18 protein-coding genes are annotated in these 18940 nt (G+C 37.3%); 4 read left to right on the top strand and 14 right to left on the bottom strand.

Annotation, left to right across the window (positions count from 1 at the left end; translation table 11 throughout):
* Nucleotides 1-26 precede the first annotated feature (26 nt).
* Nucleotides 27-1052: a LacI family DNA-binding transcriptional regulator gene (locus LQV63_RS03115; protein ID WP_233695906.1), complete on the bottom strand. Its 1026-nt coding sequence runs from the start codon at nucleotides 1050-1052 to the stop codon at nucleotides 27-29.
* Nucleotides 1053-1973: 921 nt separating this feature from the next.
* On the opposite strand from LQV63_RS03115, the gene LQV63_RS03110 reads away from it, so the two are divergent.
* Nucleotides 1974-2432, top strand: a complete 459-nt coding sequence (locus LQV63_RS03110) for a hypothetical protein (protein ID WP_233695610.1) — start codon at nucleotides 1974-1976, stop codon at nucleotides 2430-2432.
* A gap of 787 nt (nucleotides 2433-3219) precedes the next feature.
* Here the strand turns inward: LQV63_RS03110 and LQV63_RS03105 are convergent.
* The 13 genes from LQV63_RS03105 to LQV63_RS03045 form a co-directional block, all read right to left on the bottom strand.
* Nucleotides 3220-3888 (bottom strand): ABC transporter ATP-binding protein, encoded by a 669-nt coding sequence (locus LQV63_RS03105; protein WP_233695609.1) that lies wholly within the window; start codon nucleotides 3886-3888, stop codon nucleotides 3220-3222.
* Nucleotides 3889-3907: 19 nt separating this feature from the next.
* Nucleotides 3908-5197 (bottom strand): hypothetical protein, encoded by a 1290-nt coding sequence (locus tag LQV63_RS03100; protein WP_233695608.1) that lies wholly within the window; start codon nucleotides 5195-5197, stop codon nucleotides 3908-3910.
* Nucleotides 5194-6159: an ABC transporter permease gene (locus LQV63_RS03095; RefSeq protein ID WP_233695607.1), complete on the bottom strand. Its 966-nt coding sequence runs from the start codon at nucleotides 6157-6159 to the stop codon at nucleotides 5194-5196. The genes LQV63_RS03100 and LQV63_RS03095 overlap by 4 nt, the downstream gene beginning before the upstream one ends.
* Nucleotides 6160-6264: 105 nt before the next feature.
* Nucleotides 6265-6513, bottom strand: coding sequence for an aspartyl-phosphate phosphatase Spo0E family protein (locus LQV63_RS03090; RefSeq protein WP_233695606.1), 249 nt, complete (start codon nucleotides 6511-6513; stop codon nucleotides 6265-6267).
* A 69-nt stretch (nucleotides 6514-6582) separates the two neighbouring features.
* The gene (locus tag LQV63_RS03085) at nucleotides 6583-7293 is read right to left on the bottom strand and encodes an AAA family ATPase (RefSeq protein WP_267933867.1); all 711 of its coding nucleotides are present in this window, start codon (nucleotides 7291-7293) and stop codon (nucleotides 6583-6585) included.
* Nucleotides 7294-7307: 14 nt separating this feature from the next.
* Nucleotides 7308-8069, bottom strand: a complete 762-nt coding sequence (locus tag LQV63_RS03080) for a hypothetical protein (protein ID WP_233695604.1) — start codon at nucleotides 8067-8069, stop codon at nucleotides 7308-7310.
* Between the two features lie 18 nt (nucleotides 8070-8087).
* Nucleotides 8088-9197 carry a YcaO-like family protein gene (locus LQV63_RS03075; RefSeq protein WP_233695603.1) on the bottom strand — a complete coding sequence of 370 codons (1110 nt, stop codon included), beginning with the start codon at nucleotides 9195-9197 and terminating at the stop codon, nucleotides 8088-8090.
* A gap of 18 nt (nucleotides 9198-9215) precedes the next feature.
* Nucleotides 9216-10259, bottom strand: coding sequence for a YcaO-like family protein (locus LQV63_RS03070; RefSeq protein ID WP_233695602.1), 1044 nt, complete (start codon nucleotides 10257-10259; stop codon nucleotides 9216-9218).
* A gap of 99 nt (nucleotides 10260-10358) precedes the next feature.
* The gene (locus tag LQV63_RS03065; RefSeq protein WP_233695601.1) at nucleotides 10359-11183 is read right to left on the bottom strand and encodes a nitroreductase family protein; all 825 of its coding nucleotides are present in this window, start codon (nucleotides 11181-11183) and stop codon (nucleotides 10359-10361) included.
* Nucleotides 11176-12057: an McbB family protein gene (locus LQV63_RS03060; RefSeq protein ID WP_233695600.1), complete on the bottom strand. Its 882-nt coding sequence runs from the start codon at nucleotides 12055-12057 to the stop codon at nucleotides 11176-11178. Before LQV63_RS03060 ends, LQV63_RS03065 begins: the two co-directional genes overlap by 8 nt.
* Nucleotides 12058-12293: 236 nt before the next feature.
* Entirely contained in the window at nucleotides 12294-12515 is a 222-nt protein-coding gene (locus tag LQV63_RS03055) for a hypothetical protein (protein WP_233695599.1), read from the bottom strand.
* Nucleotides 12516-12647: 132 nt separating this feature from the next.
* Entirely contained in the window at nucleotides 12648-12887 is a 240-nt protein-coding gene (locus LQV63_RS03050) for an aspartyl-phosphate phosphatase Spo0E family protein (RefSeq protein ID WP_233695598.1), read from the bottom strand.
* A 462-nt stretch (nucleotides 12888-13349) separates the two neighbouring features.
* Nucleotides 13350-14612 carry a helix-turn-helix domain-containing protein gene (locus LQV63_RS03045; protein ID WP_233695597.1) on the bottom strand — a complete coding sequence of 421 codons (1263 nt, stop codon included), beginning with the start codon at nucleotides 14610-14612 and terminating at the stop codon, nucleotides 13350-13352.
* A gap of 269 nt (nucleotides 14613-14881) precedes the next feature.
* Between LQV63_RS03045 and LQV63_RS03040 the strand changes: the two genes are divergently transcribed.
* The 3 genes from LQV63_RS03040 to LQV63_RS03030 all read left to right on the top strand — a co-directional run bounded on the left by LQV63_RS03040 (nucleotide 14882) and on the right by LQV63_RS03030 (nucleotide 18901).
* Nucleotides 14882-15523: a M23 family metallopeptidase gene (locus tag LQV63_RS03040; RefSeq protein WP_233695905.1), complete on the top strand. Its 642-nt coding sequence runs from the start codon at nucleotides 14882-14884 to the stop codon at nucleotides 15521-15523.
* Between the two features lie 66 nt (nucleotides 15524-15589).
* On the top strand, nucleotides 15590-16168 hold the full coding sequence (locus tag LQV63_RS03035) for a hypothetical protein (protein WP_233695596.1): 579 nt from the start codon (nucleotides 15590-15592) through the stop codon (nucleotides 16166-16168).
* Nucleotides 16169-16600: 432 nt separating this feature from the next.
* On the top strand, nucleotides 16601-18901 hold the full coding sequence (locus tag LQV63_RS03030; RefSeq protein WP_233695595.1) for a helix-turn-helix domain-containing protein: 2301 nt from the start codon (nucleotides 16601-16603) through the stop codon (nucleotides 18899-18901).
* Nucleotides 18902-18940: the final 39 nt, after the last annotated feature.

Here is an 18940-nt window from a genome sequence, read left to right as displayed (position 1 = left end):
GCCTTTGTTGTTATGTCGGCTGAGCCTTATTCGCCCTTGAATTCGTACCTGTCGGTCGATTGGCGAACAACTAATTCTGACGGCAGCGTTACATTTTTTTTAAGGCTCATCGCTTGAGGCTGATCAATAATCTCATTCAATAAATGGAATGCTTCCGCTCCCAAGCTAGCCCCATTCATCTCCACACAGCTTAGCGTCGGAGACACTTTGACTAGATATGGCGCATCATTAAATCCGAGAATCCCCACATCTTCCGGCACACGCAACCCTTTAAGCTGGCAGAACTTCAATACACTGAGCGACATCACGCTATCTGTCGCCATAACGCTATCGAAGGCAATTCCTTCGTCCAGCAAGTGCTGCAGCGCTTCCATAATGTCGTCTTCTTCCGCACCGACTTGAACGATACGATTAGGGCCGACGTCCAGCCCGAATTGCTGCACGGCTTGTCTGTAACCAGAAATTCGCGCTCCAAATACGTCCAGCTGCGTATCTTGTGTAAATACGACGATATTTCGGTACCCTGCTTCAATAAGATGTCTGGCAGCCATATATCCGTCCCGCATATTATCGTTATGCACGGAGAACACCTCGTGATGGAACGTGCGTCCGATCAGCACGAAGGGAATATGCTCCTCATGAAGCGCTTTCAACAGCCTTTCCTTGTCGATAGATAGCACCCCGGTCAATATGAATCCGTCTACCTTCTGTTGCTTGTACAATCGCAAGCATTTCTGTATCTGCTGCTCCACACAATGATACACAGCAAACTGCAAATCCATGTTATGCTGTTCGACTGCGCTCGATAGCCCGTACAGTACACTGTCAAAGAACGGGTTCCCGAAAATGTCCATCGAGTTCCTTGCGATAGTTAAGCAGATGGTCCTGCTGTTGGTAGACGCAGGCTTCACGCCAGCAGGAGGCACATAATTCGTCTCCCGTATCGCCTTTTGGACTTTAGCCCGTGTTTCTTGCGATGTGTTGCCTTTATTCGACAATACTCTTGATACAGTTGCTGGAGATACACCAGCCAATTTTGCAACATCCTTCATATTGGCCACGAAATACCCCCTACATTGCTATGAAACAAAAACCCGAAATGACTGAAACATGTTTCATACATATTAAACCACACATCCATATAAATGAAAAGGGTTAATTTGTTTCAGGCTCTATTTTTATGTTTTCTGTGAAAAACAAATGAGAAACGCTCCTCTTTCTCTGAAACAAGTCATGTTTATGTTGCACGTATGATGAAACAATTTCTTGGATTATTGGCGTTTAGCGACAACGGAGAGAAGCTTCCGATATTAATCCATAGATATGAAGTATAAGTATCCTCTAAAGAAATACTGTATCGGCTTTAAAGTAATAATCTTCGCAAGTAAGTACTTCTCTCCTTTTCTGTACCTTTACCCTGTACTGCAACCTCCAAGCGATTCTCCTAAGCTGCTGTCTAAATGAACAATGATTAGTGATTCTGAAAAAAGTATCCCCTCTCTTTCTTGACCTTTTACTCTCCATAATATAAGTTAATAATAACATTTTTTTACAACCAAATGAGAGCACTTGTTCTTGCTACATCATAGGAATTCACACATTTATTTGTGAGTTATAAATAAAAATCTCCTTAAATATATATAGAAAGGAGGCCTGTATGTGGATTAGTCAGATATATTCAGCTCATGGCTTACTGTTGTGGGTAATTTTGGATTCCATGTAGCCATTACAATTTACTTCTGAAAAGAAAATTGATTCCCTACAGCAAGACAATTCAAAGTTTGACTGAACGAATTAAAACCATAAACAATAACAAGTAAGACTAAGAAACGGAATTATTACCTGTTTACTTGGTCTTTTCTACAGGATTTTTATACTACCGTATCGAACTCTTCAAGGTACCTTCCCGCAAAAATACTAGCCGGACTTGAAGAGGGGGAATATCATTTCGTTACAAGTTATGGAGGTTTTTTATGATACGTCGTTTACTTATATGTGTTTGTACACTAATTGGTACGGTCATTATCTTAAATTTTCAGGATATTCAAAACTTAATGGATCCTGGTACTACTTTTAAGAAAGAAATTATGGATAATATAGAAGACAAAGAAGTTTCATCTTTAGAATTTTATTTTTCCTCTAACGAGAATGAAATAATCACAAAAGACAAAAAGGATATCAACCGAATTTTAGAGATATTGTCTGAAATGAATTTGAAGAGAGGTAAAAATACTACTGATAAAGAAATTTGGATAGATGTAAGAGTACAAGGTGAAAAAAGGTATCTGTTGGCTCTGAGCGACGATAAAAGTCAAATAACAATAATTAATTACAGGGATAAAAAAAATATAGTAAATTATTATACAATAATAGAAAATAATTTTGATTTAGATAAAATAAAGGACATACTGAATAAAGTAAGTCAAGAGTAAAGGGCTGAACTTTTTTCAAACCTCTCATCCTCAAACCGTACACGAGACTTCCCTTATACAGCTTTCCGATATTCGTCATACATATGCATGCAGATTGAGCAGTGTTTTTAATCCCATTGTTTAACTAAGTGCCTTACTTCTTGCATTGAACTCATCGCCTTCTTCGCTGTCTCTTCTTCGTTGGCCTATCATCGGGCGAATCGTTATATGATACATCCAATCCAGCTTAGCTAAGCTAGTCTAGCTGATAGAGTAGTTGCGCCAGCCCTGTACAATATGCTCGTCTATTGAACATGATCTCATGCTTGGAGGCCATAATTTAATTATCTTCTCGTATTCGCCCACTGTCTTCTTCCATTACCCCGGAATTTTACGAATAAGCTTGAGCAATCGCTTGTTGGTAATTCTTGTTTCAAAAACATAAATAAAAAGGGTTAATTTATTTTACGCTATATTTTTACGTATTACGTGAAAAACAAATGAATAAGAGTCTAAGTACCATGAGACAAATCGCTTTTTTGTTACACCAAAACTGAAACAAGCAAAAAACCGATTATTAACATGTAGTAGATCCGTTCCACAATCCTGGCGATAAGTGAATAGAGCGTTACTGAATAATTGACTGATTCATATATGTAAAATATTGATGTTACTTCGTGGACAAAGTAAAAAAATCTCCTATTGTTGAGTTACTTACGCGTTATCAATAAACGCCTCAACAAAGGAGATTTCTATAAATAAATGTTCTCGCCAATTTTCTTGTTGCCTCCTATGATATGTAGCACGACTAACTCACAAGATGCAGTCTCTTATGGTGAAGCTCATATATATGTTGACAATGACTTGAAACAGTATCATCGTGAGTAACGATCACCATAGTCATTCCGTTCTGATGAAGGGCATTGAATATCCTCAATATAGATTCTTCAGTTACCTCATCCAATGAACCAGTAGGTTCATCAGCCAGTAATATTGAAGGTTTTTTAACTATGGCACGGGCTATTGCTACTCGCTGACGTTCTCCACCTGATAAAGATGATATGCCTTTTTTGATGTGACTTTCCATATCCAAATCATGCAAAACTTCTTCAATCCTACTTTTTATTTCTCCTCTAGGTATCCTGAGATATTGCAGTGGTAGTGCAATATTATCGAAAACATTTCGATCATCTAGCAAGTGGAACTTTTGCGTTATATAAGCAACGTGATTCCTTCTGTATTCTGCCAGTTGCTTTGCTGTAAACCGTGAAATATTGGTTCCGTTAAAAAGCATGTCACCTTCTTCGAATGGAAGCAGGCCTGCTAAAATATTGAGTAAAGTGGATTTTCCACAACCGCTCTTCCCCTTAATAGCGATAGATTCTCCTTGATGGATTTGAATATTTACATTCTCTAAGATGTTCGTATACTGTTTCCCATCAATAAATCTTTTTTTTATTCCTGCGAGTTCAATCATCGTATTGGTTTTTACCTCCTTAATCCCCGATATTTATATCTTTCATAATTGGGCGGAACAAAAGCTTACTCGCCAGCAAGAGGCAAATGATAATACTCATAGAGATACAAATTAAAAACATAATAAACTGTGTCTTAAAATCACCTATTTTAAGAATCTGATCTAAAACAATGAAGCTTGTTAAATAAGCAGCCAGCATAACACTGAATATTTCGATCCACTGCATTTTTATGAGTCCAACTTTAGTAGCCCCATTGATATAATGAATGGCGAAAAATGATAATCTCTTTTTTTGTTGTAGAAATAAAATGATAACGATAATAATTAAATTTAATAGAGCTGTAGAGAGAAATACAGTTTGGACTAAGGTTTTATCTTCTTGTAAAACGGTCATTAAACCCCTGTATTTTAGGAAATGTGGATTCAGACCGATAAAAGAATAACTTCCAATAGATGATTTTTGAGCAATCGCGTTAATCCGCTGCATCATTGATTGGATACTTGATGGGTCATTGTCTGTAATAATGTAACCGTTGATCATAGCAAAATAGCTAGCTTGTTGGAATAATTCATCTACTTCTGAAGTAGGCTTATTATCATACTCTCTATAAGGAAGCAGGATATATTTGTCCAAGTAAAACTCCGTATCATTATTAAAGTAAAGCTTACTGTTTTCCTTTAAAAACCCAATAATTTTGATATTAAATGACTTATTATAGAAATTGATAGTCGTTTCATCGCCAATATGAAATACATTTCGATAAGAAGCTCCCAACAATACTGGTACAGTATCCTCGAAACCCTTAAAATCATGTTCACTCCAAGTCGTTCCTTCTACTGCAACTAAGCCAAAAAAGTCAAGAACCTGCTTATTCATTTGAAACGATTTAACAGCGGTAAATGTAGCATTTTCTATCTTTGTCTGGTACTTCCTGTTGCCTTGCTCATAGCCCTCAATAAACTCATCAGGTAACCCATTATCCGTTAATAGGATATGGTGATTGAACATAGCTAGATAGTCAAAATCATTTGTATGATTTAGTTCATTGTAATAGTTTTTTAATCGTTCGAGATAACCCGGTTGACTAACAAAATCTTGGTACACTTCGCCATCATAATAACCATCAAGCAACTGATAGATGGACTTTCCTTCATAGATCTGTTGAAGACCATTACTTTCATAATTAAGCTGTTCGATAAAAGAAATGAAGGTTCCTATAATGATAAAAAATAAAGTAAGCTGAAGATAAAGAACCATCGTTAATAATTTATGCTTTTTTAAATAAATTTTCAGTTCGTTTAGGATCATTTTCTGATTGCACCACCTTTTGATGAAGAAGCAGCTCTGAGAAACAGGCTTAACAAAGACCAGGCGCTAATCAGAAAAAGAATGACGATCCATATCATTTGTTTAAAAAATGATCCGGAATCAAAAATAGAAATGAATAAAAACATCATAACTCCCGGGACAGTAATATACATGAAGACTTTAAAGAATAGCTGTTGAATAATTTTATTTTTCGCAATACCCATGATGAATAAAATATACAACTTCTTCTTTTCTGATTCGTACCAATACCGTATAAATGCTAATACACTAAGGAACAAAAGGAGATAAAACTCAAAAATTAGCAAACGATATAGAAAGGGGATATTTGCCGTTCTCGATAGCCCTTTTTGTGTACTTTCAATCAGAGTGAGCATGGGGAATTTTTTGATTAAATTATCGGTAATTTCAGTCACCGTTGATTTATGATCACTATCAATAATAATTCGCATATCAGGTGTTAAAGGTGTCTGGCCAGGTTGATATATCAAGATTAGATAGTCAACTGGACTCGCGAATGATGCACCCATAATTCCGATTACTTCATAATTTTCTCCATTAAAAGATACACGCTTCGCACCGTTACTGCCCTTAGCGTACTCTAACATTTCCCTTCCAATAACCGCTACCGGCTTCTTTTCTTCATGAGTAAAAAAACGACCAGATTCGATCGGAGGGGACCAATCACTACTATGATCTTTAAAAAAGCGGTAGGTATCATTATATTCTATGAACAGTCGGTAACTGGATTGTGAAAGCTCAGTTTCGACCCAATCGTTATCACCGTTATTCATTAATACAGCATGATGATTAGAATAGAATCCATTGGACAATTCGTTGAACCTTTCTTGCTTATCGATATAAGTTAGAAAAAGGTAATACATTATATACAGGCATAAAAAAAGTAAGGTGAAAATAATATCTTTTCTTCTCAGTGTAAACATCTGCTTTCCTCATTTCACTACAGATTAAGCAAATACTAGAGGCTGCTTTATCTCCCTTTTCTTCGAGATAAAGTAGCCTCCTAGCAAATTATCTTTGTAAACGAGTCACATGCAGCCGCCCTCTATCCCCCTAAATTCTTTCATGTCATATTCCAATTTCGAATTCCTATGGAACTGGGGACACAAAGGTCCTGCTTTTCTCTTATCTTTTAGTCTAAGAGAGTAATTCTTTTTTTGAAGCTGTAAGATGTATGTATCAAGCTCTTGACTAAGTTCAATAACATACTCATCATTGAAACTTTTGATATCTACTACTGCTTTTATTAAGCGTTGACGCACTTCCCTGAAAAGCATGCTCTTGTTGCAACCGGGCAAATATGTGTACGGCAGTATGCCGCTGCTTGCGAGGAAGCAGTTGGAGTATTATAGAATGAGGTTTTGGTAAAATGCGACATCCGGATTATGATTAAACGTATTTTCGACGAATTGTGTGTAAGTCCCTTGAAATTTTATATTTCCTTTATGCAATAAGTGAATTTTACAATTTATATGTTGAAACTCATGTAAGGTGTGAGTGGAGAGAATGACGATAGAGTTTGTGGCACGAGTAAGTTTCTCTATTCTTTGTAAAATTTGCATTCTTGCTTCAGGATCAACTCCAGAAGTTGGTTCATCAAAAACATACAACTTTCTTTGCATAAGGGTTATCGCCAATATACTTAAGTATCTTCTTTCACCTACAGATAACTGACCGAATTGTGTGTTCCACACTTTTTCCATTAACTCAATTTCCGAAGGTGCCATATACTGATCTGTGTAGGGAGTATTTGAAATTCTTATATCATTTTTATAATCTGTGTACAAAAAAAATCTAAATAAATCCTTTCCCTTCAATGTTGCCGGAAATAATAAACCCTGCAATTGGTATATGATTTCAGATTCTTTAGGTACACCTTTAATCTCAGCCGGTCGATTAATTACATTTGTTATCAAATCAAAAAGTGTAGTTTTACCAGAACCGTTTTTTCCTATAATGACGTTTACTGTTCCTGGCTTAAATTCCACAGATAAGTTCTCCAAATGATACTTACTACAACCTTTGTGCCTATAGCTTAGATTCTGGATTTTTATCATATGAATGCCCCAATTCATGTTCTATTTGTTGATGATACAATTCTCATGTATCTCATTCCAAAAAATCCGATGATTATATATAAGATTAATCCAAATAATATGTAAGCCATACTAAAATTATCATATTGCTCACCTGTAATAAATTCTGTTATCAATAAATTTAAAGCTCTAACTAACTCCAATGGGTTAATGTATAGCAAAATGATCCCCCACGACATTGAATGTGCAAGATTATTAGCAGTTACTAATAAAAACACAAGTAAAAGCATATTTAATATGGTGACAAGCGATTCTTGTTTCATGGGAAAAATCATTAACACCAAAAAAAAGAACATTGCTGGAATTGCCCCACATAAACTAGTAACTAAAGAACAAACAATGAATAATATAATATCTGCAGTATTACTTAGACTAAACAAGCTAATCACAAGAGAAAATAGGAGAATAGAAAGGGTTAGGAAGGATAGCTGGGTGATGATTTTTCCAAAAATCATAGGATACTTGTTACCAGAAACGAATTTAAACATCTTTAAAAATCCATTTTCTCTCATACTAATTAAGCTTGTTGTTACCTCTATTGACATAACGAATGTAATATAGGCTAAGAACATGCTTGCCTGAAAATAGAATGAGTATGCATCTGGTCCACTCATAAGCCAATTGTAATTGTATACGAAGAAAAGTATTAAGGGGAAAACCAAATACCACAAAAAACTTATCTTGTTGTTCAACATTATTTTAGTATACAATCTAACGTACTCTTTGATAATTAACAATTTAGCACCCCCTCTTTATTAACCGAATGGAATCATTTTTCCAATGTTCTGTAACTCACCATCATATGCTTCTAAAATAGGAACTTTGTGTGGGTCTATTTCTGCTGCAAACATATGATAAAAACCCTTAGTAGTCAATATTTTCACTATTTTAGTATTAATACCTTGATACAATTGTGGTATATAGCACAATATTAGGTCCATGTTAACCTCGGAGGAAATCTTTTTTGCAATGGTATTAAACTCTTCTTTGCTAACAGAGAGACTTTGTGATGCATTTATATTAGTATATTCTGAATTACTTATTAAGTAATCAAAGTCTTTTTTTAAAGTACATGAATTAACATGATTCATAAAGTGCTTACTATAATACAGAGGATCAGTCAAGTTATTATCAATCTGTTTTCCGTTTAAAGTATTGTCGAATTGTTCTATTGTTATATACTGAAATAATTCTTTAATTGAACCTAAGATGGCATCTTTATAGCCCCAGTGAGCACATAAGCCGACTCCTTTAGTTTTTTCACCTAATGCTATACTTATTATTACTTTAACATCACAGTGAATTGAAATATCAAAAAAATACAATTCCTCTACATGATGATATGCCATCTTAATTAATTTTCTGAGATCACCATCTTTTAACAGATGCTTCAAATATAATTGTTTCCCTGGTGAGCTTGTAAACCAATTATATAAAAGACATTGACGCTCAAAAAACTCAAAAAAGGCTGACTGTACACAATTAAATGAAGTTGTATGACAAGCTAAGCCGCAAGTATCGTTAAAAGTATTAATTAGATCGACCTGTTTAAATATTGGAACGCTCCAATTCAATAAAATTCTATGCAAAGGTAATAAAACTGGCTCCCATGTAATCATATTATATGCTGTGAGCGTTAGATTTTTAAATCTTTTATTATTAACATAAACAGAAGTACGTTCTAAATGTTCACCTATAGCTGCTTTCAAAGCAGAATTCATCTTGAAACTTACGGAGCTTGCTGGAGGTCCGTTTTCAGGAAATGGGATAATGTCACACTGGAAGTAATCATTCATAAATGTATTTTGTTTAATTTGAATTCTTTTCAAGATAAAGGGCGTTCCATTGTTTCTTGTATTAATCATAATGATACTCCCCCATTTCTATGTAACAATACAATTAGGAATACTACTAAGAGTCTGTTCATTAATCCTTAAAGTGTTTGTATTCATAGGATTATTTAAGTTTAGGTGCTGTTTATTCGGCACATGATTATACATATATGGAGAAAAAACCTTGACGCATTTCATCCCATTTCTAATGTTCTGGTTTAGTGGAATTAAATAAATATCTTTGATCCAACTAGGTAGTAATTCAAGAAGACAATTTAAATCATACTCATGGTTTATTTTACCACATCCATTGGGATTTACTGTGAGTATGCTTTTGATTTTATAAAGATGGTTTAAACAGTCGCTATGATCATCATATTTTTTTATAAAATAACTTTTTCTTGATTCGACAAGTTCAAGTGTTTCATCTTTCCATAACAATAAATAAGCTTCTTGTAATGATTTATTCATAGCTTCAGAAATAGAAAATGCGGATCCTACCCCAGATGAACATATATTTCTGTCTTTAATTACAAAGGAAAATACCACCTTTAAGGGGTGAAAAAAATCGTTATAATAGAATATAACATCCTTCCCAGTTCTACTGAGGATATCAATTATCTTTTTCTCATTAGTGCACATCTCTTTAATTATTACTCGCATACCACATAATCCATACCAAAAATGAAATAGAGCATTTTTTTCTATTAGTTCTTTAATGGCGTTGTAGATGGCATACTTCGAATTAGTATGAGCTGCTGATCCTGTAGTATCTATGGAGTAGTCTTTTTCAATCAAATAGGATGAATACTTTACATTTATTAAATCCATCTCTCTTTTTAATAAATTGAAGGCATAAACCCTATTCTCACTATGTATAAATCCACCTGCAAACAATGCCCTCCTTTCCAGTATTTCAGAAAATGATTTCATCATTGAAGCACGCTTATTGAAATCAATTGAAGTTGAACCATCCGGTCCAATAAATCCCGACTTCAAGTAATTACCTACTTTAGAAAAAGAAGTGTAAATATTATCGACAATGAATTTTTTTTGTGGAATGTTGTAATGCATCATGTTATCCATGAATAACATAAAATCACCACCTATAAGCGTACTTATTGTTTGAAAGACAATTTAAGTAATACTGTGATATTTATTTATTGAACTTAAGTGTGTAGAAAAAGTTTGAAACTAATATAAATGTCCAAACCACTGCAAAAGGATTATCGGGCATAATCTGGCGTTAAGCCCACATTCAAAAGATAATTGATTATCATTAAATCCAGACCAACTAATTTCACCTACATTTTCTTTTAAGCTATGTAAGCTATGCTTGAATACTTGACTCATTGCACCGACTTCAATTACAGCATGTCTATATCCTCGAATGTGGTATTTTAAAATAGCTTTTCTAATGTCAACCGCATAAGCCATACAGGTATTTGGTAAATCTGTGCTATGGTGACATACTTCTTCCTTTACGAATCTACTCTCTTCGTTCGTCCAATTTTTTATTCTCATCATATTCTGTTGCAGACTATTGTAGACATACACACCATTTTCAAATTTCGAGAAGCTTTTAAAAACAAGCATTAGAGGAATAACTGGGTACAGGCCGCCAGCAGACCCATACTTTTTAGAATGGCTATCCTTATCTCTTCCGAATGAATTATTTAATAGTATTGAAAGTTCTTCGAAAGTGAAGGTAAAATCAACATTATATTTTCTGGCACTTCCTTTAATATTGCTTAAAACTTGTTTGTGAAGCATTATTTCATGCTCATAGTATTCAGGCTTTACATCTGTCTTTTCCACTACCTTTAGCCATGGAAAGATGTTCTGGTCAAAAATAATATTTTCACTCTTACTGTCATGAAGAAATGTACTTGCTTGATGAAACTTCATTATGAAGTTCTCTGCTTTTTTAGGCATGCTATGGGTATAGATGTAATCATGATATGATCTTTCCAAGGTGTTTCTTTCTAATATCATTTCAATATTATTTTCTTTATTCATAACAGTCACACAACTCCCAATGTAAAGCATAATCTGAATATACATTATTTGTTTCCAATTCAATCATGTGACACTCATGTAGTTCCTCTGGATAAATCAATAGTCCTTTCTCCAAAAAAATAAATTTAGAAAGTTTGTTACTTAACATTGTCGCAATATTTAATATATTATTTTTTGTTAAAGGTGTATGAATTGAAAAATTAGACTCTTCAAGGTATATAGAATCAATAATCTGCTGATAAGTAATACCCCCGTTAGTATTAACTCTAAGTTGTGATTCAATGTGACCGATATGACACAAATGACAAGGGTTATATAATGTAGGAAAATAAAGTGAATCCATATAGAAACTATTGTTGTAAACATAAGTCATCAATAATAGAGAGTTTTTTCTACTTTTGATGCAGTCTCTTATTTGTGATGCAAGTTTTTTATTATAAGGATTTAAGAAAACAACATACAAGCAATCATTTTCAATGATAGATGAATCATTTATTCTATCGATAATCAATTGATTTTTTTTAGGTAGCGTTATCTCTTCATTTACACAAAAATCAAAGAATTGAGACATACATTGATTATTACTTAGAAATACTAATTTATTTATTGAATAATTTACTTTGATCTCTTTCTCGATAATATAATTATCTATCATGAAGCTAAGAGCTGCTTCAAAATCTTCTTTGAAAACACTCTTTATCTCTGCTTCTGTTATTGATTTTTGGTTACTTAAATCCCACTTTTTAATTAACCCTCCTAGTCTTTCTTCTTTGATTTTCACTATACCTTTGGTATGAATAACCACCGTTGTTTCAACTTCTATTTCATGAATAATAAAATTATTGATTTTGTATCTTATCTCTTTATCCAACATATATAAATTCAACCTTTCTTGATTAGTTCATTAACACAGGGTTATTCGCCTCATTAATTAAGAATCATGATAAAAATAAAATATCCAAATTTAGAACAAGGCTGTATTATTGATTTATTGATATAATAAGGATGAAGGATTGGAGGATGGCAATATCCTGCCTCCAATCCTGTAAGACGTTATACTTTCTGTTTAGATGACAAGTTATTTAAATCCTTTTTAAACGCAATTAGTTACTATACCTCAATCTGAATTTTTTTATTCTCAGCACCTCCTCCTGAGCCGATGCAGCAACAAAGAATGCAGCTTACATTAGTTCCACAACTTCCAGTATTACCAGTACCACCATTAGAATTTAAGCTTACATTCGATCTAACTGCTCCAACTCCAAAACTATCACTTTCAAGTTGTGGATATCTATTTTTCGATTTATCGTTCTTTCCCATGCTAGCTTCCATATGTATTTCACCTCCTTTGAATAATTTAAACTATTAGTGCAGAAGCATTATACTAAATAATGTTAAATATCATTTACAATTGTAGCTCTAAACCGTTGTCCACTAATAATCCACCATATCCTTAATTTCCACCTAATTGTTCCTCGCTTCATGCAGATTCGAATAACCCAACCCTATCTTTTGTTTATCATCTTGAGGTTTTATGTTTATAGTTCTTTTTTGAAGCTGCAGTACGTAATAATCAAGTTCCTGACTAAGCTCAACTACACGCTCATCATTAAAGCTTTTAATGCTACCCACTGTTCTTATCAAGCGTTGACGCAAATCTTCAACTTTTTGTATAAGTACTAAGTCTTCATCCTGCGTAACCATCGAAATTGGATTGACACCCTCCCTTCACAACGAATTTAAAAGTCAATCACAGTTAACTTGAAGTAGTACTTATATATTCAATTTAAAACATGTTTCAATATTCTCTAAAATTTTTCATATTTTAAAACTTTTCGACTTTAATTCTAATAATTAGACATTTTTCGATTGTTAGTTTAAAGAAAAATGAAGGTTACTTACCATAAACGCACAAAAAAAGATGTAAGATCGATTTGAGTTTCAATCTTACACCTCGCACATTATATATATATCACCAGCCACCGGGCTCACCAATATCGCCCCCAGAGAAAGAATTATATTCGAACTTGTAAATACTATCATCTAACGTGATGTTATTCTTATCTTGATTATTTATGAAAGGTGATACGCAAAACAGCAGGGTTGTAATTATTAACCCCATTTTCAGAACTTTCTGGTACATACCAATCACCGCCTTTGCAGTAATTACAGTTTACGCAGCATATTATATGCTTCTTTTAACTGAGCAGTTACTGATACATTAACTGTTTCATTCGATAGCAATTTGAACACTAAATAAAAGCATTCATTTGAATCGCTATAAGCTCTTATTTCTGAGTAATATACTGCACTCTTTATATAGCAATCAATTGCATCTTCAAATCGCTTTTTTAATATTAAGTAACTGGCTTTTAATTTATAATATAAGGCCAACTCTGATTTCTTAAACGGTGTATGATAATCAGCGTTCAGTATTCGTGTTTCATCACCAATCAGTTGTTCTATTGCGTCGATATCTTTGCTCTGGAGATATAGTTCGAGAAGTTCGTTAATAATATGAATCGCATTATTTGGTGAGGATTGATCTAAGCAAATTGTAAGTTGCGATATTGCCAGATCTTTGTTTCCCTTTTTACCTTGAATCGCCGCCTCGTTAAGCTTAATATTTTCTTGAATCTCGGAAAAAGGGTACTTTTTGCATTCACAAAGATACTGTTCAGCCATAAAGTATTCGCCTAAATAGTAGTAGGAATTGCAGATAAGGAGTAGGGCACGCGCTTTTGTGAGACGGTCGCTATCATTCTCTTTGGTGATATAAGTACACAGATGGATACACTTCTCATAGAGTTGCAGCGCGTAAGCATGAAAACCTAGTTTGAAATGTAACAGTACCTTCTCTTCTTCCGATAAAAAATTGACGTAAAGTAATAAATATGTTCCGGCTTGAAAAGTAAGATCCAGTTTGCTGAAATCATTTCGTTCAATCAAGTACTTTTGGAATAAAGCTTTCGCCACAAAAGGTTGTATTCCGTGCTCTCTGGCATATTTCGCGAGAAGTTCAAATAAACCAAGTTTGATCATTTCATCAGTCACCGAACCGGTTATGTTGTAGAGTTCCTCTACTAGGTCATAACTATCCACACCGTCGCATTCTAGAAAACGATCGGCTACCTTCGCAATGATATTCATGTCGCTAACCCGAACGGCCTCTAACAGCATATGGTGCAAAATATTTTTTCGTTTCTCCATTACAACGTAATGATTCACAACATCTTCATATGAAATCGATAATGGAGATGATAACGCCAGAACGGTGTCTAATTCGGGATGTTTCGTTTCGCCTCTCTCGATTTTCGAAATTGTTCCTTTCGGAACGCCCGAGAGGGCTGACAACTGATGTAAGGTGTATCTTGCCCTCTTCCGATGATCGTGAATCAATTCACCTACGCGCCTCAGCTCAGAACCCATATCATCACCTTCTTTCGAGCCCCAATTTTACATACAAATATTCCCTATTCATTTATTAACACCTTACTATAAATCCCAATCGCTGTAAACGTCCACTGGTCAATAAGCACATCAAAAACCACATGCTTTCAACCCATCAACAGAATTTTTCATTTTCTATTCGCCGATAAAAACATTCAATAAATTAAAGCCAAACAAATGATATACAGACACAAGCAGTACCCATTATGATATGGGTAAATTTAACTATAGAGGAGGTATTTGTTGTGATGAGGAGGCTTGTGACTGTGTTCGCACTGATTGCATTAAGCTTTGCTTCCCTTTCTGCAACGACATCCGCAGCGAGCACATACCATTGGCCGGTGCCTGATTCAACCCGAATCACACAAGGCTTTAAGGGAAATGCTCACAAAGGCATCGATATCGGAGGCAGAAGGGCCGGCGTTGCCGGCGACACTATCGTAGCCTTCTATGGCGGAAAAGTGGCGCGAGCCGGTTGGTCCACCAGTTATGGATGGGTTGTCTACATTCATCATTCCATTAATAATACAAATTATCAGTCCAGATACGCACATATGAACAAATCCCCCGTGGTATCAACAAATAAAAATGTGGTTAAGGGGACCAAGCTGGGAGAAATGGGAAACTCGGGCCAAGCGCAGGGGGTTCATTTGCATTTCGAAACGAGAAGATGCAGCGGAGCTTGCTTGACAGATAATTCTTCGACTGCAGTAGATCCAATCTCTAACTTCTTTCCTGGATATAAAAATAACGTTCCTGCCTCCACTGCCCCCGTTGAAAAAGCCGATCACGACAATGAGCTTGAAGTGTTCTACAGCATGGAGGAGATCCGTGACATGAGCATGGAAGAACGAGTGGCCAAAGGCATTCCGTTCGAATCAATCACATAAAATAAACAGTGCCATTCCCGTCCTCTGATGGGTAAGGCAGATGTTGTAAACCGAGGTGCATGAAGAATGAAAAAAATAATTGCGGTATGTATGGCAATCTTGCTTATTACAGGGTGCAGTGCCTCCATGCAGACGGGCGCGAAGGAACAGAAGAACACATCCGTAACAGTCGCCACTATTTTGGATGTGATCCGTGTGACGGCTCCTGACAAGCTGGCAGGCGAACTGCTTCAAACATCGAACAAAATCTCCTTGTTCTTATGGTTGCGGGACGTGGAGAATTGGACAAATCAACTGCTCCGTTATTCGCAGCGTCTCACATTGACGGAGAAAGATAAACAATTGCTCACCGAATCGCTGCAGGATTATTATAGCGGGGAACAAGCTCTGCGAATATTTGACTCCTACTTCCAGAAAGGAGCTGACGGAACATACACGTTCAAGGAACAGGAATCGTTCGGCGTGCTCTCTTCCGTTCAATTCGCCTTGCAGGTAAATATCAAAGAAGCGGATGGACGGTATAACATCGACATAGCAGGTAAGTACAGCGACAGCCTCGAGGAGCTAATGGAGTCGGAAGTTGAAGAGCGCATAGCGGTGCTGCAAGACAAGTTGCTGATCGATAGCGTGGTATCCATAAGGTAATATTGTTGAATGAATAAACAAAAAAAGGGCCGCATCGCTTCCGAGACGATGCGGCCTATATATGTTCTAGGGGTAAACTGTAAACCATGAGAAAGATGAAACGGATTTCCTTGTGCAACGGATGACTCCGGCTAACCAAGGTCCAAGATCAATAATCGATTGCTTGGCAACCCTCCTTTACAAGAACTCATCTGTCATTCGGTCCATAATCAGAATACTAGAGCTACATTAAAGAAATCTGAAGTGAACCTTAAAATTAGATAAAAGAGGATTATAAGCCTTGCCATTCCCTTTACAGGTGCAATCGTTTACAATTAAAGTGTTGCGTTTTTATAACAACCTCGCCTCTTTGCGCACTTTATCGGATACCGACGAGTTGTCGGTCACATCCGTTTTTTTGTATACAGCTATGATACACAGGGGGATGCGGAAATGAATTGGAATCACTTCAAATCGAAGCTGTTGTTAAAGTACATTTTCTCGTATGTCTTAATCTTTCTCATCCCGTTGGTGGTGCTGACCTTCTTCATTTATCAGAACGCCGTCAATAACTTGCGCTCTGAAATCGAACAATCGAATGTCAATCAATTGAACCAAGTCAAGCTAAATATCGACGCCCGCATGACCGAACTGCGCGATATCGCCACCCGGATTTCCTACGACGATCAGTTGACTCCATATATGGTGCGCCATCCTTACTATACGCGCGAAGCGATTCAAGCGCTGGACAAGTACAAGGCGAACAGTTCAATACTGGACGAGGTCTTCTTGTATTTCCGTGGCGACGATGTCATATATTCCTCCCGAGGGTTAACGAGCCTAGATGTGATGTTCGATCAATCGTACCTCTTCGAGGATTGGAGCCGAGAAGACATTGTCAAGGATTTGAATCAGGTTACTTATCCAACGGTTCGCCCGGCGGATTCGGTGAGTACGAACATGCACCTCAAGAAGTCGTTGCTCGCTTATCTCGTGCCTGTTACACCGAACAGCTCGTATCCGCATGGAACCGTACTGTATTTAATGGAAGAATCCAAGCTTACGGGACTAATGGACTCCATCCTGAATAACTTTAATGGCAATAGCTACATTTTCGATCAAGACGGTCGGGTTCTGGCTCGCAACAATAATGGGACCGCAATTCCTGCAGATGAGGTGCACGTCCTGACTGAACTGGGCCCTGGCATCCACAGCTTGACGTTGGACAACAATCCGCATTCCGTCGTCGCGGTCAAGTCCGAATTGAACGGATGGACGTATGTGACCGCCATGCCGAGCGATCAATTTTTCGGGCGCGTCTTCCATATCCAGACGTTTTTCCTGCTTGCCTTCGTCGTGGTTGTCTTGGCCGGTATTTTGGCGGCTGTCCTTCTGGCCAAGAGACAATATCATCCGATCCATGATCTGATGGAATTCGCCAAGCTGAACACAGACTCCAACACACCGGCTCCGGCGAAATCACGCAACGAGCTGGAATGGATACGCCAGATGCTGCACGAGTACAGCACCCGTGTCGATATCCAGGAACCGTATGCACGGAACCAGTTCCTGCTTATGCTCTTGAAGCACGGGACACCTGAGGATCAGGAATCTGAGCGGCTAATGGAGATGTTCGGCATCGAACTGCCTGGCAGCCATCACTTCGTCATTGCTATGGCGTGGGACGAATATCCAGGCATACCGCAAACGGCTCAGGATCGCCAAGAAATCAGTCAATTGCTGACCGAGGTGGAAATTCCAGAATACAAGGCGCACGCTTACGGCGTCGAGCTGCCGCAGTCTGATCAGATCGCGCTTATCGTCAATATGTACGGGGAAGAGGAAGACAAGCTGTCGCCGAACTACCGGATGGAGCAGATCGTCGAAGCGTTGCGCGTCATCGTGATGGAGAGTTCTCACCTTATCCCGTCATTCGGGATCGGCACTAGCTATCCCAGTCCAGCGTTGCTGGATCAATCCTACATTGAGGCAGCTTCCGCGCTGGAGTGCCGCATGGCGAACGGCAAGGGCAGTACGACCTACTTCGAGAAGCTATCCCAGACGCCTAATGACACCTTCTGGATACCGAAGGATGCGCTGCTCAAGCTCGTCCAAAGCTTGAAGCACGGCAATGAGATCGTCGCTGTGCAAATGATCGGAACCATTTTCGCCAATGTGAAAATGCAGTCGTTGTCCGTGTCGCTCTTGCGTTGCATCTGCTTCGACATTTTGAACACGCTGCTCAAATCAGCATCAGAGCTTGGCATGGACGAATTCGTTCATGATATACCGAACTTGACTTCCTTCGAATCTCTGGAGGAGCTGGAACAGAAGCTGTGCGCGCTTGCATCCAAGATCTGTAAACGAGTAGAACAGAATACAGAATCCGAGCAGCACTCGCTCATGGATAAAATTATCGCCCATGTCGATGAGCAATATGCCAATTACAACCTTAGCCTGGAGCAACTCGCACAGAAGTACTCTATCTCTTCATCCTACTTGAGCCGCGCCTTCAAAGAGAAGACCGGTAGCAACTTCTCGCAATACATCTGGCAGCGCCGGATGGATGAGGTCATAAGGCAACTGCTGACGACCAGCGATCCGTTGAAGGATATCATTGTGCGAGTCGGTTATTTGGATACGCCGAACTTCATCCGCAAGTTCAAGAAGGAAACCGGGTATACCCCAGGTCAATACCGAAAGCTGCATGCCACCGATGCGACAGCGGCAGCAGCGGACGCCGACGAAGATTGATATGAGTTCATTTAAAAAAACCGTTGCCGCCAAGCCGTT

The organism is Paenibacillus profundus, assembly GCF_021369635.1.
GTDB lineage: Bacteria > Bacillota > Bacilli > Paenibacillales > Paenibacillaceae > Paenibacillus_B > Paenibacillus_B profundus.
This window is presented reverse-complemented; position numbering and strand designations above follow the sequence as displayed.

Excerpts from the sequence above, each read along its gene's own strand:
- LQV63_RS03115 (WP_233695906.1), bottom strand. The coding sequence starts at position 1,052 with ATGAAGGATGTTGCAAAATTGGCTGGTGTATCTCCAGCAACTGTATCA.
- LQV63_RS03110 (WP_233695610.1), top strand. The coding sequence starts at position 1,974 with ATGATACGTCGTTTACTTATATGTGTTTGTACACTAATTGGTACGGTC.
- LQV63_RS03105 (WP_233695609.1), bottom strand. The coding sequence starts at position 3,888 with ATGATTGAACTCGCAGGAATAAAAAAAAGATTTATTGATGGGAAACAG.
- LQV63_RS03100 (WP_233695608.1), bottom strand. The coding sequence starts at position 5,197 with ATGATCCTAAACGAACTGAAAATTTATTTAAAAAAGCATAAATTATTA.
- LQV63_RS03095 (WP_233695607.1), bottom strand. The coding sequence starts at position 6,159 with ATGTTTACACTGAGAAGAAAAGATATTATTTTCACCTTACTTTTTTTA.
- LQV63_RS03090 (WP_233695606.1), bottom strand. The coding sequence starts at position 6,513 with ATGCTTTTCAGGGAAGTGCGTCAACGCTTAATAAAAGCAGTAGTAGAT.
- LQV63_RS03085 (WP_267933867.1), bottom strand. The coding sequence starts at position 7,293 with ATGATAAAAATCCAGAATCTAAGCTATAGGCACAAAGGTTGTAGTAAG.
- LQV63_RS03075 (WP_233695603.1), bottom strand. The coding sequence starts at position 9,197 with ATGATTAATACAAGAAACAATGGAACGCCCTTTATCTTGAAAAGAATT.
- LQV63_RS03070 (WP_233695602.1), bottom strand. The coding sequence starts at position 10,259 with ATGTTATTCATGGATAACATGATGCATTACAACATTCCACAAAAAAAA.
- LQV63_RS03065 (WP_233695601.1), bottom strand. The coding sequence starts at position 11,183 with ATGAATAAAGAAAATAATATTGAAATGATATTAGAAAGAAACACCTTG.
- LQV63_RS03060 (WP_233695600.1), bottom strand. The coding sequence starts at position 12,057 with ATGTTGGATAAAGAGATAAGATACAAAATCAATAATTTTATTATTCAT.
- LQV63_RS03055 (WP_233695599.1), bottom strand. The coding sequence starts at position 12,515 with ATGGAAGCTAGCATGGGAAAGAACGATAAATCGAAAAATAGATATCCA.
- LQV63_RS03050 (WP_233695598.1), bottom strand. The coding sequence starts at position 12,887 with ATGGTTACGCAGGATGAAGACTTAGTACTTATACAAAAAGTTGAAGAT.
- LQV63_RS03045 (WP_233695597.1), bottom strand. The coding sequence starts at position 14,612 with ATGGGTTCTGAGCTGAGGCGCGTAGGTGAATTGATTCACGATCATCGG.
- LQV63_RS03040 (WP_233695905.1), top strand. The coding sequence starts at position 14,882 with ATGAGGAGGCTTGTGACTGTGTTCGCACTGATTGCATTAAGCTTTGCT.
- LQV63_RS03035 (WP_233695596.1), top strand. The coding sequence starts at position 15,590 with ATGAAAAAAATAATTGCGGTATGTATGGCAATCTTGCTTATTACAGGG.
- LQV63_RS03030 (WP_233695595.1), top strand. The coding sequence starts at position 16,601 with ATGAATTGGAATCACTTCAAATCGAAGCTGTTGTTAAAGTACATTTTC.